Below are 14,991 nucleotides of genomic sequence, written 5' to 3'. Positions count from 1 at the left end.
TGAGCGCCGGTGCGGAACCCCGTCTCGGGTCCCGGACGCGGCTACTCGACGGTCAGATCCGGGGGAGCGCGGAGGCCGCGGGGGCGAGGCCGGAACCGTAGGCCGTCTCCCACGCCATCACATTCGCGACATAGGCCATGGAGTTGTTGTAGCGCAGGATGGCGCGGGTCTGCTGCGCCGGATCACGCATATCGAGGCCGCCCGAGCACAGGTACTTGCCGGAGGTGAGGGCCGCGTCGAAGAGGTTCTGCGGATCGGCGATGCCGTCACCATTGCCATCGGCGGCGTACTTGCGCCAGGTTTCCGGCAGGAACTGCATGGGGCCGATGGCGCGGTCGTAACCGGACAGGCCGTCGAGCTCGCCGCCGTCGGTGTCGTGAACGACGTTGTTGCCGTACAGACTTCCGTCCAGGACCGGTCCGTAGATCGGGTCGAGGGGGTTGCCGTCCGCATCGGCCTTGCCGCCGAAGGCGTGCGTGGATTCCACCCGGCCGATACCGGCCAGCAGCGACCACGGCATACCGCAGGCCGGATTCTCCGCTGCCAGAATGCGTTCCGCGTTCTGGTAGGCGTTCTCGGAGATGCCGGGCATTCCGAGTGGTCCGGCGGGGAGGGCGGCGGGTACTCGACCATTCGGCAGCGCAACGGTTTTCACGACCGGCGGCGGGGGTGGGAGTACTTGCTTGGCTTCGCGGAGCAGACGATCCGGTGCGGCGGCCGGGGCGGCGGCCGCCTCGGGTCTGGGTAGGTGCTCGTCCGAATCGTCCGAAAGCTGTTGCTGGACTGTCGATGTCAGCTTGTCGGCCAGATGGCCATCGGCTGCGCCGGTGACGGAAGCGAGTCCGGCAGGTACGAGACCGGTGAGCGCGACAACTGTCGAACGACGAACTGTCGGGACCGGCGGTTTGCGGTGACGTCCCACTTGGTGGTGACCCTCCATTGCCAACGGTTGTTACCGGGGGGTGAAGCAATGGAGGCCACGTTACCTTATTTGAGACCTTTCCGTTACTAGTTCGTGACCGGACCTGAAATGCCCAGGTCAGCCAACCGGAACCGGCACCGGAATGGTGATGCCGAACGGCAGTGTGATGCCCGGGGCCGCACTCGTGGGCTGAGCCGATTCGGGGGCCGCTTCCGGAGCCGCCTCGGCGGGCGCAATGGCCTCGGGCTCAGTGGTCTTCGCGGGTTCCGGGGCGGGCTGATTCTGCGGCTGCTGCACGGCCGCCTGATCCGGCACCGGCTGGCTGCACAGCACCTGGTTCTGCACCGGCTGGCCATTGGTGCCGACATTCTGCTCGGGCTGAGCGGCCTTGCCGTCCTCGGTCTTGACGTCCTCCGGCTTGGCGTCCGGGTTGGTCTCCTTCTGCGTCGAAACCGTGGTCGAGTCACAGGGATTCACGTTCACGGGCGCGGGGCAGAAGACGCCGCACGGAATGGCGGGCAGGCCCGGAATGGTGATCATCACCTGGGTCTGCTGGGTCGTCGACGGGGTGGTCGTCGTGGCTTCCGTGGTGGTGGGCAGCGTGGTGGAGGCCGCCGTCATATCCGGCCCGGCGGTCAGTGCGCCCGGCTGGACCAGATCCGCGGAGATCGCCACGGGCGCGGGTGTGCCGCCGGTCTTGTACGCGTTCGACCAGCTCAGCACATTGGCGGCGTAGGTCATCGAATTGTTGTAGCGCAGTACGGCTTTGAGCTGCTGCTGGGAATCGGCCAGGTCCAGGCCGCCCGAGCACAGGTACTTGCCCGCGGCGAGGGTGGCGTCGAAGACATTGTTCGGATCCGAGACGCCGTCGCCATTGCCGTCGGAGGCGTAGTTGGTCCAGGTGCCCGGCAGGAACTGCATGGGCCCGACCGCGCGCACGTAGCTACCGTCGGAGGCCTTGATGACCTCATTGCCCGCCAGGGTCCCGTCCAGTGCCGGGCCGAGGATGGGCGAGAGCGTGGTGCCCGCGGTGTCGGTGCGGCCATTGCTCGCGTGCAGGGATTCGATGCGGCCGATGCCCGCCAGGAGGTTCCAGGGCAGGTGGCAGTTGGGCATGGAGGAGCCCAGCGCCAGTTCGGCATTGCGGTAGGCGGCCAGCACCAGCTCTGGAATCCCGAGCGCGCCGGTGCCGCCGGGCAGGGCGATGTTCTGCAGCGCGACAGTGCCGGGATTGCCGTCGGCGGGCGGGACCATTGCGCTGAGTTTGCGGGGGGCTTCCGGAGCCGCTGGAACCAGGCCAACCAGTTGGTCCGAGGCCGGTTCGGCCGCGGTAGCGCGGCCCCCGGTATCGGTCGCCGCGGCCGCGAGCAGCGCCTCCGGCGCAGCCTGCGGGGCCGTGTTGTGCGCGGTGGTATTGGTGGCCGAACCCGCGGTGACCAGGCCCGCTATCAACAGCGCCGACGCTGTCACCGGTGCAGATATTCTCTTCGCCACCACACAATCCCCTCAGTCGTGCGGCCGGGCCCCGGGTGATGACACTCTCGAATCCCTAGTGTCTGGGTCGGTCGCTCGGAACAACGTGATCCAGGTTACCCATCAGTCAGCTTGTTCGTCACTGACTTGTGAGGTCATTCGCTATCTTTTTGCGACAAAACCGGGACCTCGGGCCTCTTTCGGTCGGTACTCTTCTTCGCTTTCTTGTCCTTGACCGGCTCCCCGTCAGAGACCAGCTTCTCCAGTCTGAACAGGTATTCCTTGATGTCGTCAAGCTCGCGCCGCACATAGTCGCGTGTCGCGACCTCACCCACGGCGAGTCGCACGGCCGCGACCTCGCGCGCCAGAAATTCGGTGTCGGCTTTCGTCTGGGCCGCCCGGGTCCGATCCTCCTCGAGCGACACCCGGTCGCGATTGTCTTGCCGGTTCTGCGCCAGCAGGATCAGCGGCGCGGCATAGGCGGCCTGGGTGGAGAACGCCAGGTTCAGCAGGATGAACGGGTACGGATCCCATTGCAGCCGCAGCGCGAAGACATTCAGCAGGATCCAGACGATCACGATGACTGTCTGAATCACCAGGTAGCGGCCGGTGCCGAGGAAGCGCGCGACGTTCTCGCTGGTGCGGGCCAGGGCCTCGGCGTCCCAGTCGAAACCGCGGAAGCGCGTCTCGACCGGGGTTTCCAGGCGCTGGCGCGCGGTGACCTTCTCCGCTCGATCGGTCATGCCCGGCCTCCGGTCCCGTCGATCACGGGCAAGCCGTGCACATCGTGGTTGTCCTCATCCTGCTCGCGCCAATCCTCCGGCAGCAGGTGATCGAGCACGTCGTCGACGGTGACCGCGCCCAGCAGATGATTCTCGTCGTCCACCACCGGGCCGCAGACCAGGTTGTAGGTGGCGAAATACCGGGTGACCGCGGTGAGCGGGGCCTCGGGCCGCAATTGCACCAGATCCGCGTCCACGATGCCGCCGACCAGGTTCGCGGGCGGTTCGCGCAGCAACTGCTGGAAGTGCACGCAGCCCATATAGCGGCCGGTGGGGGTGGCGGTGGGCGGCCGCACCACGAAGGCCATGGAGGCCAGCGCGGGGGTCAGCTCGGGATCTCGAATGCGGGCCAGGGCCTCGGCCACGGTGGTGGCCGGGGTGATCACCACGGGGGCGGGCGTCATCAAGCCACCGGCGGTGTACGGGGCGTGCTCGAGCAGGCGGCGGACCGGTTCGGAGTCCTCCGGATCCATCAGGGCGAGCAGCGATTCCGCCTCGCTGGTGGGCAGTTCGCCCAGCAGGTCGGCGGCATCGTCGGGGTCCATGGCCTCGAGCAGGTCGGCGGCGCGTTCCACGCCGAGCTGCTCCAGGAGTTCGACCTGATCGGTCTCGGGCAGCTCCTGCACCACGTCGGCGAGGCGTTCGTCGTCGAAGGCCGCCGCCACCTCGATGCGGCGCTTGCGCGGCAATTCGCGCAGCAGGTGCGCGACGTCGGCGGGCCGCATGCCCTCGAATTGTTCGAGCAGCTGGGTGACGTCCTGGCCGGGCAGGTTGAGCTCGGTCTGGGTGAGGCCGCGCACCTGATTCCAATTCACCACGTGAATGGCTCCGCGCCGCCCGAATCCGACGCTGAGCCGGCGGCGTTCGCGCACCGCGACCCGGTTGACCCGCCAATCGCGGGTGCGGGCCTGCTCGATGCCGAGGTCCACCACCACCACATCGGTATCGGCCAGCTGCGGCAGCTCCGGATCGGCGACTCGCACGGTGGAGTCGAGGATCTGCGCCACGGCCAGCACCTCGCCGTGCCGCTGTTCGAAGCGGCGCACGCTGATGGTGCCGGTGGTCAGGGTGACCGCGCCCGGTTCGACGGCCTGCACCCGGAGCATCGGCACGAAAATCCGCTTCCGGGTTGGCAGTTCGACGAGGATGCCGAGCACGCGCGGCTGTTGGCGGTCGTACCTGATCGAGATCACGATGTCCCGGAGGCGGCCGATAGACTCACCGTCCGGTCCCAGTACCACCAAGCCCGCCAGCCGGGCGGCGAAAACTTTCGTCGCTGCCATGAAGGCAAGGCTAGTGGGTAAAAGCTGCCCGAAATGCCACGCCACGGGCGTAGAGGAGTGATCCATGACATCCCGCCGTTCGGTGCTCGCCGTCCCCGGCAGCAACCCGCGCATGATCGAGAAGGCCAAGGGGCTGCCCGCCGACGAGGTGTTCCTGGATCTCGAGGACGCGGTCGCACCGGCGGCGAAGGCGGTGGCCCGGGACAACATCGTGGCGGCGCTGAAGTCGGGCGGGTGGGGGTCGCAGATTCGCGTTGTGCGGGTCAATGATTGGAGCACCGAGTACACCTACGCCGATGTGATCGCCGTGGTCGAGGGCGCGGGAGCGGAGATCGACGCCATCCTGCTGCCCAAGGTGATCGACGCGGGGCAGGTGCGGGCCCTGGATCTGCTGCTGACGCAGCTGGAGAAGGCCCATGGCCTCGAGGTCGGGCGGATCGGCATCGAGCCGCAGATCGAGAATGCGCTCGGGCTGCGCAATATCGACGCCATCGCCACGGCCAGCCCGCGCGTGCGAACCCTGGTGTTCGGTCCCGCCGACTTCATGGCGTCGATCAATATGCGCACGCTGGTGGTCGGTGAGCAGCCCGAGGGCTATGAGCCGGGTGATGCCTACCACCACATCTACATGACGATTCTGCTCGCGGCGCGCGCCCACGGCCTGCAGGCCATCGACGGCCCGTACCTGGCGGTCCGCGATCTCGACGGGTTCCGCCGCAACGCATCCCGCACCGCCGCACTGGGTTTCGACGGCAAGTGGGTGCTGCACCCGGATCAGATCACGGCGTGCAATGAGATTTTCAGCCCGCGTCAGGCAGATTACGACCGCGCGGAAGAGATCCTGGACGCGTACGCTTGGCACACCTCGGCCGCGGGGGGAGCTCGCGGCGCGGTCATGCTCGGTGATGAGATGATCGATGAGGCCAGCGCCAAGATGGCGCAGGTAATCGCAGATAAAGGGCGGGCCGCGGGAATGACGCGAACCACGCAATCTTTTGAAATGCCGCACAGCGTGACCCCGTCCGACGAGTCGAAATAGCATGATGGAGTCATGACGAATCCCTTGGGGAACGCGAGCCGGAACCGTCCGGGCCTGCCGACACCACCGTCGGGCTGGCCGGTCGGCTCGTACCCGACCTATGCCGAAGCGCAGCGGGCCGTCGACTACCTGGCCGACAATGCGTTCCCGGTCGAGAACGTGACCATTGTCGGCGTGGATCTCATGCAGGTCGAGCGGGTGCTGTACCGCTTGACGTGGGGCAAAGTCATTGGCGGCGGCATTGTTTCGGGCGCCTGGCTGGGTCTGTTCATGGGGCTGCTGCTGAGCCTGTTCACCAATGGCGCGGCATTGATCGTGGGCCTGGTGGGCGGCATCATCTTCGGGCTGATCTCCACCGCCATTCCGTACGCCGCCACTCGCGGGCAGCGTGATTTCGCCTCCACCATGCAGTTGGTGGCGGGCCGCTACGACGTGCTGTGTGACCCGAAGGCCGCCGAACAGGCGCGGGACATGCTGGCGAGGTTGGCTATCTAGATCTATGGATGTCATGGACAAGGTCCGGGCCGGGGTGCTCGGACATTTCAGTAATAGACACAGTGGTGTGGAGTCCGTGGATACGGCATCGGTGACGTTCCTCGGGTTGGAACCCATCGATATCCTGCGCGTCCCGGACGGCGAATTCGTGCACTACGTGACGGTCGGCGGCTCCCGGCATCCGATGACGGATCCGACTGCGGCGCTTGCCGATCCCTTGCTCGGACCGCGCGCGGAGCTATCGCTGACCCTGCTCGGTGGCGTCGGCGCGGGCTCGGGGCTGACCCGGGCGCTGGGCGTGCTGGTGGCGGCTCCGGCGGTGGAAGGTGTTGTGCTGCAAGCCGATGCGCTGCTGGATCTGGGCGAGCCCCTGTGGGCCGACGCGCCCTTTACCGCGGTATTGCTGGGGGAGAGCGACATTCCCGAGGTCGCCTTGCCGGAACCCGCTGAGCCGGTGCGCTTCCTGACCGTCACCCCGATCACGGCGACCGAGGCGGCCTGGGTGCGCATTCGCGGTGCCGCCGCGCTGCGCGATGCCTGGACCGAGGCGAAAATCGATGTGCGCGACCCGGATCGGGCCGCCGCCACCCTCTAGAGCCAGTTGTTGCGGTGGAAGTTCACCCAGAGTGCGGTGCACAGTCCGGCCATGAGGACGAGCACGGCCGGGTAGCCGAAGGTCCACGAAAGTTCGGGCATATGCTCGAAATTCATGCCATAGACGCCAGCGACCATGGTCGGCACCGCCGCCATGGCGGCGTACGCGGAGATCTTGCGCATATCGGTGTTCTGCTGGACGCTCACCTTGGCCAGCGCGGCATTGATGAGGGCGCTGAGGGATTCGTTGTAGTCCGTGATCTGGTCATTGACCGCGGTGTGGTGGTCGGTCACGTCGCGCATGTAGCGGCGGATCTCCTTGGGCACCGGCAGCGTGATGTCGTGGGTGAGCATCTGCAGTGGCAGGGTCAGCGGCTTGACCGCCCGACGTAGCTCCACCACTTCGCGTTTGAGCTGGTAGACGGCCTCGATAATGATCTTGCTGGCGGGGGTGAAGACCGCTTCCTCCATGGCGTCCACATCCTCGCCGATGGCCTCGGTGACCTGCACGTAGGAGTCGACGACCCGATCGGCCACGGCATGCAGGACCGCGCTCGGGCCGAGCGTCAGCTGGGTCGGATCGGCCTCCAATTCCTTGCGCACACTGGCCAGTTCGGTGTGTTCGCCGTGCCGCACGGTGATCACGAAATCCGGGCCGACGAACACCATGATCTCGCCGGTGTTCACGATCTCGCTGACACTGTTCATTTCGTGCTCGTGGTACTGCACGGTGCGCATGACCATGAACAGAATGTCGTCGTAGCGTTCGAGTTTCGGCCGCTGATCGGCGTCCACCGCGTCCTCGGCGGCCAGCGCGTGCAGCCCGAAGGTGTCGGCCACCCGGGTCATCATGTCCTTGTCGGGCCCATGCAGGCCGAGCCAGACGAAGCCCTTGCCGCGCTCGCGCACCTCGCCCAGCGCCTGCGGGTAGGTGCAGTGCTCGTGCACCCGATGGCCGTCCACATAGATCGCGCAATCGACGATCTCGTTGAGCCTCGGTGCGGGCTGTGCGGGCTTGCCGGGCCGCTCACCGGACCGTCCGGGCCAGCGGAAGTACGGTAGCGGCGGGATCGATGACACGTGCCGATGCTAACCGTCCCGGACCCGTCCTCCGGGACAATGGCTGCCGCGCAGGCAAGATAGAGCTTGTGCGTATCGATCTCCACACCCATTCCACTGCCTCCGACGGCACGGACACCCCCGCCGAGCTGATCGCGAAGGCCGCGGCCGCCGGTCTCGACGTGGTGGCGCTGACCGACCATGACACCACCTCCGGGTGGGCCGAGGCGGTCGAGGCGCTACCCCCGGGGCTGACGCTGGTGCGGGGCATGGAGATGTCGTGCGTGGGCATGGGTGAGGACGGGTACCCGGTGCCCGTGCATCTACTGGCGTATCTGTTCGATCCGGCCGACGCGTCGTTCGCGCAGGAGCGGGAGCGTTTGCGCGCCGAGCGGACTGTGCGGCTGCGGGCCATTGCCGAGAACATGGCCGCCGACGGCCTGCCCGTGGATCCGGACGCGGTGCTGGCCTCTGCTGGGCCGTCGGCCGGGCGGCCGCATCTGGCTCGGGCGCTGGTCGAGGCGGGCGTGGTGCCGACGGTGGACGCGGCCTTCCAGGATCTGCTCGCGCCGCACGGCAAGTACTACGTGGAAAAGGCGGACACGCCCCTGCAGCGTGCGGTGGAAATGGTCGCGTCGGCGGGCGGCGTGAGTGTGGTGGCGCATCCGCGGGCTCGAAAGCGCGGGCGGCTGCTGGCCCTCGATCACATTCGGGAGCTGGCCGAGCACGGTCTGGGCGGGCTGGAGATCGATCACATCGATCACAGCGCCGAGGATCGGGAGATCCTGCGCGCGCTGGCCGCCGATCTGGGGCTGGTCACCACCGGTTCGTCGGACTACCACGGTTCGAACAAGACCATTCGTCTCGGTGAATTCACCACCGACCCAACCCAATTCGAGGAAATCGTGGGCAAATCCAGCGGTGTCCCGGTGGTCACCGCATGACCCTTCCCGGCGCGGGGTCCTGTCCGGTGGCGCGCGCGTGAGGGTGCTGCGGGGGTTGAGTGGCATTGTCGCGGGCGGCATCGTGGTTTTGGCGGTGACGGTGATCGGGGCGGCGGTCATCGGTGCTGAACGCGGTTTTCCGGGCCCGGGGGCCACGGATGTGGCCTGGCATGCGGCGGCCGCATTGCTGGTTTTGGCGGCGCAGATTTATGCGGATAAGCGTCGTGGTTTTGCGTCCTTTTTCGGATGCTTGGTTGTTTTCTCGGTAGCCGGTTATCTGCTGTGGGCGCAGTGGTGGAATTGATATACGCATAACGGTTGCGGGCGGTTGAACTGTCCGCGAACATTTGTCGATATGACCGAATTCGACGCCGATGTGCTGGTGCTTGGCGGTGGTCCCGCCGGGGCCTGGGCCGCGCTCGCGGCCGCTGCCGCCGGCGCTCGGGTAGTGGTGGTCGACAAGGCGAAAGCCGGGTCCAGCGGGCCGACCGCGCGCGGCGGGGTCACGCTGTGGAACATTCCGCAGGGCCGGGCGCGCGAGGAAGTGGTCGAGCAGAATCACGCGCAGGGCGGCGGGCTCGGTGATCCGGAGTGGATGTGCCGGGTGCTGGAGGAGACGCACCGGCGTGTCGGGCAACTCGTATCGGGTGGTTTCCGGTTCCGGGGTGATCACGTCGAGCGGCCCGCGCGGGTGTACCTCGACGGCGCGAAATATCTCGGCCGGATGCGGCGCAGCATGATCGTGGCCGGAGTCCGGATTCTGGACCACCATCCGGCCCTGCAGCTGCTCACCGACGGCGATGGCATGGTGTCCGGGGCGTGCGGGGTCTCGCTGGACGACGGCTTCCGAGGCTGGACCGGACGGGCGAAATCGGTGGTCCTGGCGACCGGTGGCTGCGCCTTCCTCTCCGGCGGCGCAGGGACCGATGTGGACACCGGGGACGGCCTGCTCATGGGTGCGGAGGCCGGGGCTCAGCTGTCCGGCATGGAGTTCTCCAACGCGTATTCGCTGGTGCCCTGCGGCAGTCCGATCCAGCTCGGCGGCGCGCCCGCGCCCGTGGTCTTCACCCCCGATCAGATGATGCACTTCGCGACCCTCTACGACGAATCCCGGGCCGTGCTCTGCGGCGATGGAAGCGGTTCGCGGGCGCAGGCTTTCGCGGCCATCGCCGACGGCCGCCGCGTGTACGCCGCCCTGGACGAGTTGCCCGAGGAAATCCGGGCCGAACTGCATCGCCACGGCTCCACGCACCCGACCGGGCAGGTGCCGCTGCGCGCGGTGCTGGAGGGCACGGTGCGCGGCACGGGCGGGCTGCGACTGGCGGGAATGGATTGCGCCACCACGGTTCCGGGCCTGTACAGCGCGGGCGATGTCACCACCCGTGAGCCGGTGACCGGCGCGGTCAGCGGTTTCGGCGGCCAGAACGGAGCCTGGGCAATCTCCTCCGGCGTCTGGGCCGGTATGGGCGCGGCCCGCTTCGCCGGGACCCGCCGCCGCCTCGGCAAGGCCCGCCCCGTCCCCGGCGCGGGCCTCGGCGACAAGGCCCGCATAGACCCCCGCGCGGTCGTAGGCCTGGTCCAGGAACACACCCTCCCTCTGCGTCGCAGCTACTGGCGCAGCGACGGCAGCCTCCGAGACAGCATCGCCGAACTCGACAGCCTCTGGCCCGGCGCGGAATTCGACCTCGGCGGCAAAGGCTCCGACCGCCTCCAAGCCCGCCAAGCCGCCGCCCTCCTCGCGGTGGCCCGCTGGACCAAATACTCCGCCCTCGCCCGCACCGAAACCCGCGGCATGCACCGCCGCACCGACCACCCCGGCGCAGCCGCCGACTGGCGCGTCCGCCTACTCTCCGGCGGCCTCTCCGACGTCTGGGTCCACCCAGAGCGCGCGGAATCCGAAACCACCGCCCCAGCACCCACTCCCGCGTAGCCCTTCCTCACGACCGCGCACGCAATGCGGCATGACACCTCACCGGCGTCGCCGCGACGCGGTTGTGACAGTTCTCCGGAGTCGCGGCCGGACGTGCGAGTTTCCCTTAACCGGGAGGTGATTCGGGTCGCCTACGCTTCGTGGATGACGCGCGATCGGGACGGTCCGGCACCCGATTTGGCGCGTTGTCGCCGTGACTGGCAGAATGTGTCGATCCCCGGCTGTAGCCACCGCGCGGCCCGGGACACTCGGTGATCGCGAACCCAGACTCGGGTTCCTCCTGACTCACCCCGGCAGTATCGCCCGGACACACCCCTCCGGTTCTCGCTCGACGATCTGTGCCGCGACATACTCACGAGTAGCCGTAATACTTTGTGCCGACCGCCACGATGAAGTGGCATGGTTCCCGCACAGGGTTATTGCAAGAAGGCTTGCCGTGGCTTGTCCGGCGCGCCAAACGAGCACCGAAACCATCGAATATCTATTACCGAACGGTAACCGTCCAACGGTTGAGTCCGCACCGAGCAGGAGTGAAATCGTGTCACCTGTGACTGAAGCAGTGAATGCCACCCAAGCGAATCTGTCCGACATCACCACGGAAGAAATTTTCGCTGGTCATCTTGGCGGCAAGCTTTCGGTCGAACTCACTTCGCCGCTGGAAACCCAGCGCGATCTGTCCATCGCTTACACCCCGGGCGTGGCGCAAGTCTGCCGCGGGATCCACAAGGACGAGTCGCTCGTCAAGACCTACACCTGGGCCGAGCGCCTGGTCGTGGTCGTGTCCGACGGCACCGCGGTGCTGGGCCTGGGCGATATCGGCCCGCGCGCCTCGCTGCCGGTGATGGAGGGCAAGGCGGCGCTGTTCAAGAAGTTCGCGGGCCTGAACTCGATCCCGATCGTCCTGGACACCACCGATCCCGACGAGATCGTCGAGACCCTGATCCGCCTGCGCCCGAGCTTCGGCGCGGTCAATCTGGAGGACATCTCCGCGCCGCGCTGCTTCGAGATCGAGAAGCGCGTCATCGAGGCACTGGACTGCCCGGTCATGCACGACGACCAGCACGGCACCGCCATCGTGGTGCTGGCCGCCCTCAAGGGTGCGGCCGCGGTGCAGGGTCGCGACATGTCCGGCCTGAAGGTCGTCGTGTCCGGTGCCGGTGCGGCCGGTGTGGCCTGCACCAACATCCTGCTGGCCGCCGGTGTCGGCGACATCATCGTGCTCGATTCCAAGGGCATCGTGAGCCGCGACCGTGCCGACCTGAACGACGTGAAGGCCGAACTGGCGCAGCGCACCAACCCGCGCAATGTGACCGGCGGCCCGGCCGAGGCCCTCGCGGGTTCGGATGTGTTCCTGGGGCTTTCGGCGGGCACCATCGCCGAGGAGCTCATCGCCTCCATGGCTCCGGAGTCCATCGTCTTCGCCATGTCCAACCCGGACCCGGAGATCCACCCCGAGGTGGCGAGCAAGTACGCCGCCATCGTGGCGACCGGCCGCAGCGACTTCCCGAACCAGATCAACAACGTGCTCGCGTTCCCGGGCGTCTTCAAGGGCGCGCTGGATGCGGGCGCGCGCCGGATCACCGAGGGCATGAAGGTGGCCGCCGCCGACGCGATCTTCGCCGTGGTGGCGGACGAGCTGTCCGTGGACAAGATCATCCCGAGCCCGCTGGATCCGCGGGTGGCTCCGGCCGTGGCCGAGGCCGTGGGTAATGCCGCGCGCGCCGAGGGCGTCGCGTAGCTCGCTCCGCATAGAGTTCGACCCCCTTGCAGTTCCTGCAAGGGGGTCGAACTATTTGGCTTCGCCGATCAGGCTGCGGCCGTTGCCTTTCCGATCCCGACTGCCTTGTCCCGACCGGATTCCGAGGCGGCGGTGCGATCGCTGATGGCGTCGCCAGAACCTGCATGCCTTGTCGACACCTGCGCGCCCTACAACCCCTGCAACTGTCGAGAAGGTACGCAGCTTCGATCACGCCGTCCGGCGTGCTACTTCTGGTGGCCGCAGGCCTTGTGGTAGTCGATCACGGCCTGGCGGGCGGTGCGGAGGTCTTGTGCCGCTTGCGGATTGGCGGCGCGCCAGGTCTTCCATTCGGCCTTGCGCTGATCCTTGGGGAGCGTCTTGACCTTGGCGATCTCGGCGGCCACATCGGGGTGCCCGGCCAGGTACGCGGCCACCTTCGGTGTGGCGTCCGCGCGCGCCTGCGCAGCCGCGGCGGGGCCGCAAGTCGGGGTGTCAGCGGAGGCGGTGCCCGGCACCGCCAGCCCGATCACGGCGAAGGCCGCTGCGCCGGTAAGTGTTGCGGCGATAGTGCGTTTCATTTCCACTCCAAGTGCTGTGTGAACGGGTGCCGCACTCGAATCTGCCCCCGCGAGCTGAAGATGCCCTGAAGCTGAGGGGCATCTTCAGGGGATCTTCAGGAGGCGTGGGCAGAGCGGGGAAGTCGCAGGGTGAAGGCCGCGCCGGAGACACCGGGTGGGGGAGGAGTGCAGGTAAGAGTCCCGTTATGGGCTTGGGCGAGCCCTCGTGCGAGGGGGAGGCCCAGGCCGGAGCCCTTGTGCGGGTTACGGGCTTCGTCGAGGCGGACCAGGCGGTCGAAGATTCGTTCGCGGTGTTCGGGTGGGATGCCGGGACCGGTGTCGGTGATGGAGAGTTCGGCGGTGTCGGGGGTGGTGTGGATGTCGATGGTGACCGTGCCGGTGTCGCCGGTGGCCTGGCAGGCGTTGTCGAGAAGGTTGACCAGGATCTGGGTGAGGCGTTCCGGGTCGGCGGGGAGCGTGGGGCTGTCGCCTTCGAGGCGGAAATCGATGTGGGGGTACAGCATTCGCAGGCGATCGAGTTGGGTGGCGGCGACCGCGTGCAGATCGACCGGTTGAGCGTGTAGTTGCAGGCCGGTGTCGATGCGCGCCAAGTCCAGAAGATCATCGACCAGGCGTCCTGCGCGGTGCGCCTCGCGGGCGAGGAGTAGGTGCATGCGCTGGCGCTCTTCGGGATCGGTGTCGGCGGGTTGTTGGATGACGGCTTCGGCCAGGGCTCGGATTCCGGCTATGGGGGTGCGCAGTTCGTGGGCGGCGTCGCCGACGAACGTGCGGATCTGCTGTTCGGAGGCGCGGGCTCGGGATTCGGCGGCGGCGGTGTCGTGGAGCGCGCCTTCCAGGGCGTCGAGCATTTCGTCGAATGCGGCTGCGGTGCGGCCCAATTCGGTGTCTTTACGGGAGGGGTTGAGGCGGCGGCCGAGGTGGCCCCGGGAGATGTCGCGGGCGAGGCGGGTCATGGCGTCGAGGGGTGCGAGGGCGCGGGGGACGCCGAACCAGAGGGCGGCGGCGATCACGGCGATGGCGGCGGTGGTGGACAGGGTGAGCAGCAGGCCCAGGCGCGTTTGGACTTTGGCGAGAAGGGGCGTGTCCACCTGCAAGGTGAGGCGGGCATTGTTCAGGTCGCCGGAACCGGTGAGCCGGGCATTGCGAGATTTTGTGGTGCTGTCCTCGGCGTTCTTGCCTTTGAGGCTGCCGAAGGTGCGGCCGTCGGCGAGGATCAGGCGGGCGCGCACGGAATGGGTGTCGACGTGCGAGATGAGGTCGTCGGGCGACATGCCCTGCTGCGCGTATTGTTTCGCGATCTGGACGCGGTCATTGAGGACGGCGTTCTCGCCGCGATTCACCACCACCGCGAAGAGGCTGTGCACGATCACCGCTACCAGCACCAGGACCACGCCGGAAACGATTGCGGCGGTGAGGGTTACGCGGCGGCGCAAGGACACGGTTTTCACGCGTCGACCCTCAATGTGTAGCCGAGCCCGCGCACGGTGTGCACCAGCCGGTCCCCGTGTTCCTCGAGTTTGCGGCGCAGGGCGCTCACATGCACTTCGACCAGGTTGGGGTCGTAGTCCTCGTATCCCCAGACGGCCGTGAGGATCTGGGTCTTGGTGACCACGCGGTCGCGATGCGCGGCGAGGTAGGCGAGCAGTTTGAATTCGGTGGCGGTGAGGGTGAGGTCGGTGGAACCGCGTCGCGCACTGCCGGTTTCGACGTCGACGATCAGGTCGCCGATGGTGACCCGGGCCTGAGCGCGTCCCATGCGCCGCAGCAGCGCTTCCACCCGTGCCACCAGTTCGGCCAGGTCGAACGGCTTCACCACGTAATCGTCGGATCCGGCCCGCAGCCCGCGCACCCGGTCCTCGATCCCGTCGCGCGCGGTCACCATGACGACCCCGGCGGCGGACCGGGCCCGCACCGCTTTCAGCAGCGCGAACCCGTCCCGCCCGGGCAGCATCACATCCAGTACGACGACATCCGGCCGGAATTGGGTGAGGTCCGGCTCCAACCGCATACCGTCGGCCCGCCCGAGCACCTTGTGCCCGGCCGCGGACAGGCCTGCCACCACCGCGGCCCGAATGGCTTCGGCGTCTTCGATGACAAGAATGCGTCCCGGCTGCACGGGCTCATTCTGCTGCGGTCTCCTGTGAGTCCGCTGCG

General features: G+C 67.6%; 15 protein-coding genes. 7 read left to right on the top strand and 8 right to left on the bottom strand.

The features are described from left to right. Nucleotides 1–52: 52 nt before the first annotated feature. From AB0N05_RS00615 to AB0N05_RS00600, 4 genes are all read right to left on the bottom strand, one after another. On the bottom strand, nucleotides 53–922 hold the full coding sequence (locus AB0N05_RS00615; protein WP_364685522.1) for a lytic murein transglycosylase: 870 nt from the start codon (nucleotides 920–922) through the stop codon (nucleotides 53–55). 117 nt (nucleotides 923–1,039) lie between these two features. Then, nucleotides 1,040–2,392 carry a lytic murein transglycosylase gene (locus AB0N05_RS00610; protein ID WP_364685519.1) on the bottom strand — a complete coding sequence of 451 codons (1,353 nt, stop codon included), beginning with the start codon at nucleotides 2,390–2,392 and terminating at the stop codon, nucleotides 1,040–1,042. A gap of 158 nt (nucleotides 2,393–2,550) precedes the next feature. Continuing rightward, on the bottom strand, nucleotides 2,551–3,138 hold the full coding sequence (locus tag AB0N05_RS00605; protein ID WP_364685516.1) for a DUF1003 domain-containing protein: 588 nt from the start codon (nucleotides 3,136–3,138) through the stop codon (nucleotides 2,551–2,553). Further along, a complete protein-coding gene (locus tag AB0N05_RS00600; RefSeq protein ID WP_364685513.1) occupies nucleotides 3,135–4,460 on the bottom strand; it encodes a CBS domain-containing protein in 1,326 nt (441 codons plus the stop codon). The genes AB0N05_RS00605 and AB0N05_RS00600 overlap by 4 nt, the downstream gene beginning before the upstream one ends. A 64-nt stretch (nucleotides 4,461–4,524) precedes the next feature. Here AB0N05_RS00600 and AB0N05_RS00595 point away from each other — a divergent pair, with 64 nt between their 5' ends. The 3 genes from AB0N05_RS00595 to AB0N05_RS00585 are packed head-to-tail and all read left to right on the top strand — an operon-like array spanning nucleotide 4,525 to nucleotide 6,589. Continuing rightward, nucleotides 4,525–5,499, top strand: a complete 975-nt coding sequence (locus AB0N05_RS00595) for a CoA ester lyase (RefSeq protein WP_364685510.1) — start codon at nucleotides 4,525–4,527, stop codon at nucleotides 5,497–5,499. Nucleotides 5,500–5,511: 12 nt separating this feature from the next. Continuing rightward, nucleotides 5,512–5,994, top strand: a complete 483-nt coding sequence (locus tag AB0N05_RS00590; RefSeq protein WP_364685507.1) for a general stress protein — start codon at nucleotides 5,512–5,514, stop codon at nucleotides 5,992–5,994. 4 nt (nucleotides 5,995–5,998) lie between these two features. Continuing rightward, nucleotides 5,999–6,589, top strand: a complete 591-nt coding sequence (locus AB0N05_RS00585; protein WP_364685504.1) for a suppressor of fused domain protein — start codon at nucleotides 5,999–6,001, stop codon at nucleotides 6,587–6,589. On the opposite strand, the gene corA is transcribed toward AB0N05_RS00585, so the two are convergent. Then, nucleotides 6,586–7,572, bottom strand: coding sequence for a magnesium/cobalt transporter CorA (gene corA / locus AB0N05_RS00580; protein WP_364687396.1), 987 nt, complete (start codon nucleotides 7,570–7,572; stop codon nucleotides 6,586–6,588). The two genes, AB0N05_RS00585 and corA, sit on opposite strands and share 4 nt — an antisense overlap. 164 nt (nucleotides 7,573–7,736) lie before the next feature. Here corA and AB0N05_RS00575 point away from each other — a divergent pair, with 164 nt between their 5' ends. From AB0N05_RS00575 to AB0N05_RS00560, 4 genes are all read left to right on the top strand, one after another. Then, nucleotides 7,737–8,591 (top strand): PHP domain-containing protein, encoded by an 855-nt coding sequence (locus AB0N05_RS00575; RefSeq protein ID WP_364685501.1) that lies wholly within the window; start codon nucleotides 7,737–7,739, stop codon nucleotides 8,589–8,591. Between the two features lie 55 nt (nucleotides 8,592–8,646). Continuing rightward, nucleotides 8,647–8,895, top strand: coding sequence for a hypothetical protein (locus AB0N05_RS00570; RefSeq protein ID WP_364685498.1), 249 nt, complete (start codon nucleotides 8,647–8,649; stop codon nucleotides 8,893–8,895). A gap of 51 nt (nucleotides 8,896–8,946) precedes the next feature. Continuing rightward, nucleotides 8,947–10,521 carry an FAD-binding protein gene (locus AB0N05_RS00565; protein WP_364685495.1) on the top strand — a complete coding sequence of 525 codons (1,575 nt, stop codon included), beginning with the start codon at nucleotides 8,947–8,949 and terminating at the stop codon, nucleotides 10,519–10,521. A 538-nt stretch (nucleotides 10,522–11,059) separates the two neighbouring features. Beyond that, complete coding sequence (locus AB0N05_RS00560; RefSeq protein ID WP_364685492.1) at nucleotides 11,060–12,259, top strand: NADP-dependent malic enzyme; 1,200 nt, start codon at nucleotides 11,060–11,062, stop codon at nucleotides 12,257–12,259. Between the two features lie 245 nt (nucleotides 12,260–12,504). On the opposite strand, the gene AB0N05_RS00555 is transcribed toward AB0N05_RS00560, so the two are convergent. The 3 genes from AB0N05_RS00555 to AB0N05_RS00545 form a co-directional block, all read right to left on the bottom strand. After that, nucleotides 12,505–12,837, bottom strand: coding sequence for a hemophore-related protein (locus AB0N05_RS00555; protein ID WP_364685489.1), 333 nt, complete (start codon nucleotides 12,835–12,837; stop codon nucleotides 12,505–12,507). Between the two features lie 95 nt (nucleotides 12,838–12,932). Then, nucleotides 12,933–14,285, bottom strand: coding sequence for a HAMP domain-containing sensor histidine kinase (locus tag AB0N05_RS00550; protein ID WP_364685486.1), 1,353 nt, complete (start codon nucleotides 14,283–14,285; stop codon nucleotides 12,933–12,935). Continuing rightward, nucleotides 14,282–14,953, bottom strand: a complete 672-nt coding sequence (locus AB0N05_RS00545; protein ID WP_364685484.1) for a response regulator transcription factor — start codon at nucleotides 14,951–14,953, stop codon at nucleotides 14,282–14,284. Before AB0N05_RS00545 ends, AB0N05_RS00550 begins: the two co-directional genes overlap by 4 nt. Nucleotides 14,954–14,991 lie beyond the last annotated feature (38 nt).

The organism is Nocardia sp. NPDC051030 (assembly GCF_040683015.1).
Taxonomy (GTDB): Bacteria; Actinomycetota; Actinomycetes; order Mycobacteriales; family Mycobacteriaceae; genus Nocardia.
Note: the sequence above shows the minus strand (reverse complement) of the source record. Positions and strands in the feature narration are given on the sequence as shown.

Excerpts from the sequence above, each read along its gene's own strand:
- AB0N05_RS00585 (WP_364685504.1), top strand. The coding sequence starts at position 5,999 with ATGGATGTCATGGACAAGGTCCGGGCCGGGGTGCTCGGACATTTCAGT.
- AB0N05_RS00595 (WP_364685510.1), top strand. The coding sequence starts at position 4,525 with ATGACATCCCGCCGTTCGGTGCTCGCCGTCCCCGGCAGCAACCCGCGC.
- AB0N05_RS00590 (WP_364685507.1), top strand. The coding sequence starts at position 5,512 with ATGACGAATCCCTTGGGGAACGCGAGCCGGAACCGTCCGGGCCTGCCG.
- AB0N05_RS00605 (WP_364685516.1), bottom strand. The coding sequence starts at position 3,138 with ATGACCGATCGAGCGGAGAAGGTCACCGCGCGCCAGCGCCTGGAAACC.
- AB0N05_RS00555 (WP_364685489.1), bottom strand. The coding sequence starts at position 12,837 with ATGAAACGCACTATCGCCGCAACACTTACCGGCGCAGCGGCCTTCGCC.
- AB0N05_RS00565 (WP_364685495.1), top strand. The coding sequence starts at position 8,947 with ATGACCGAATTCGACGCCGATGTGCTGGTGCTTGGCGGTGGTCCCGCC.
- AB0N05_RS00600 (WP_364685513.1), bottom strand. The coding sequence starts at position 4,460 with ATGGCAGCGACGAAAGTTTTCGCCGCCCGGCTGGCGGGCTTGGTGGTA.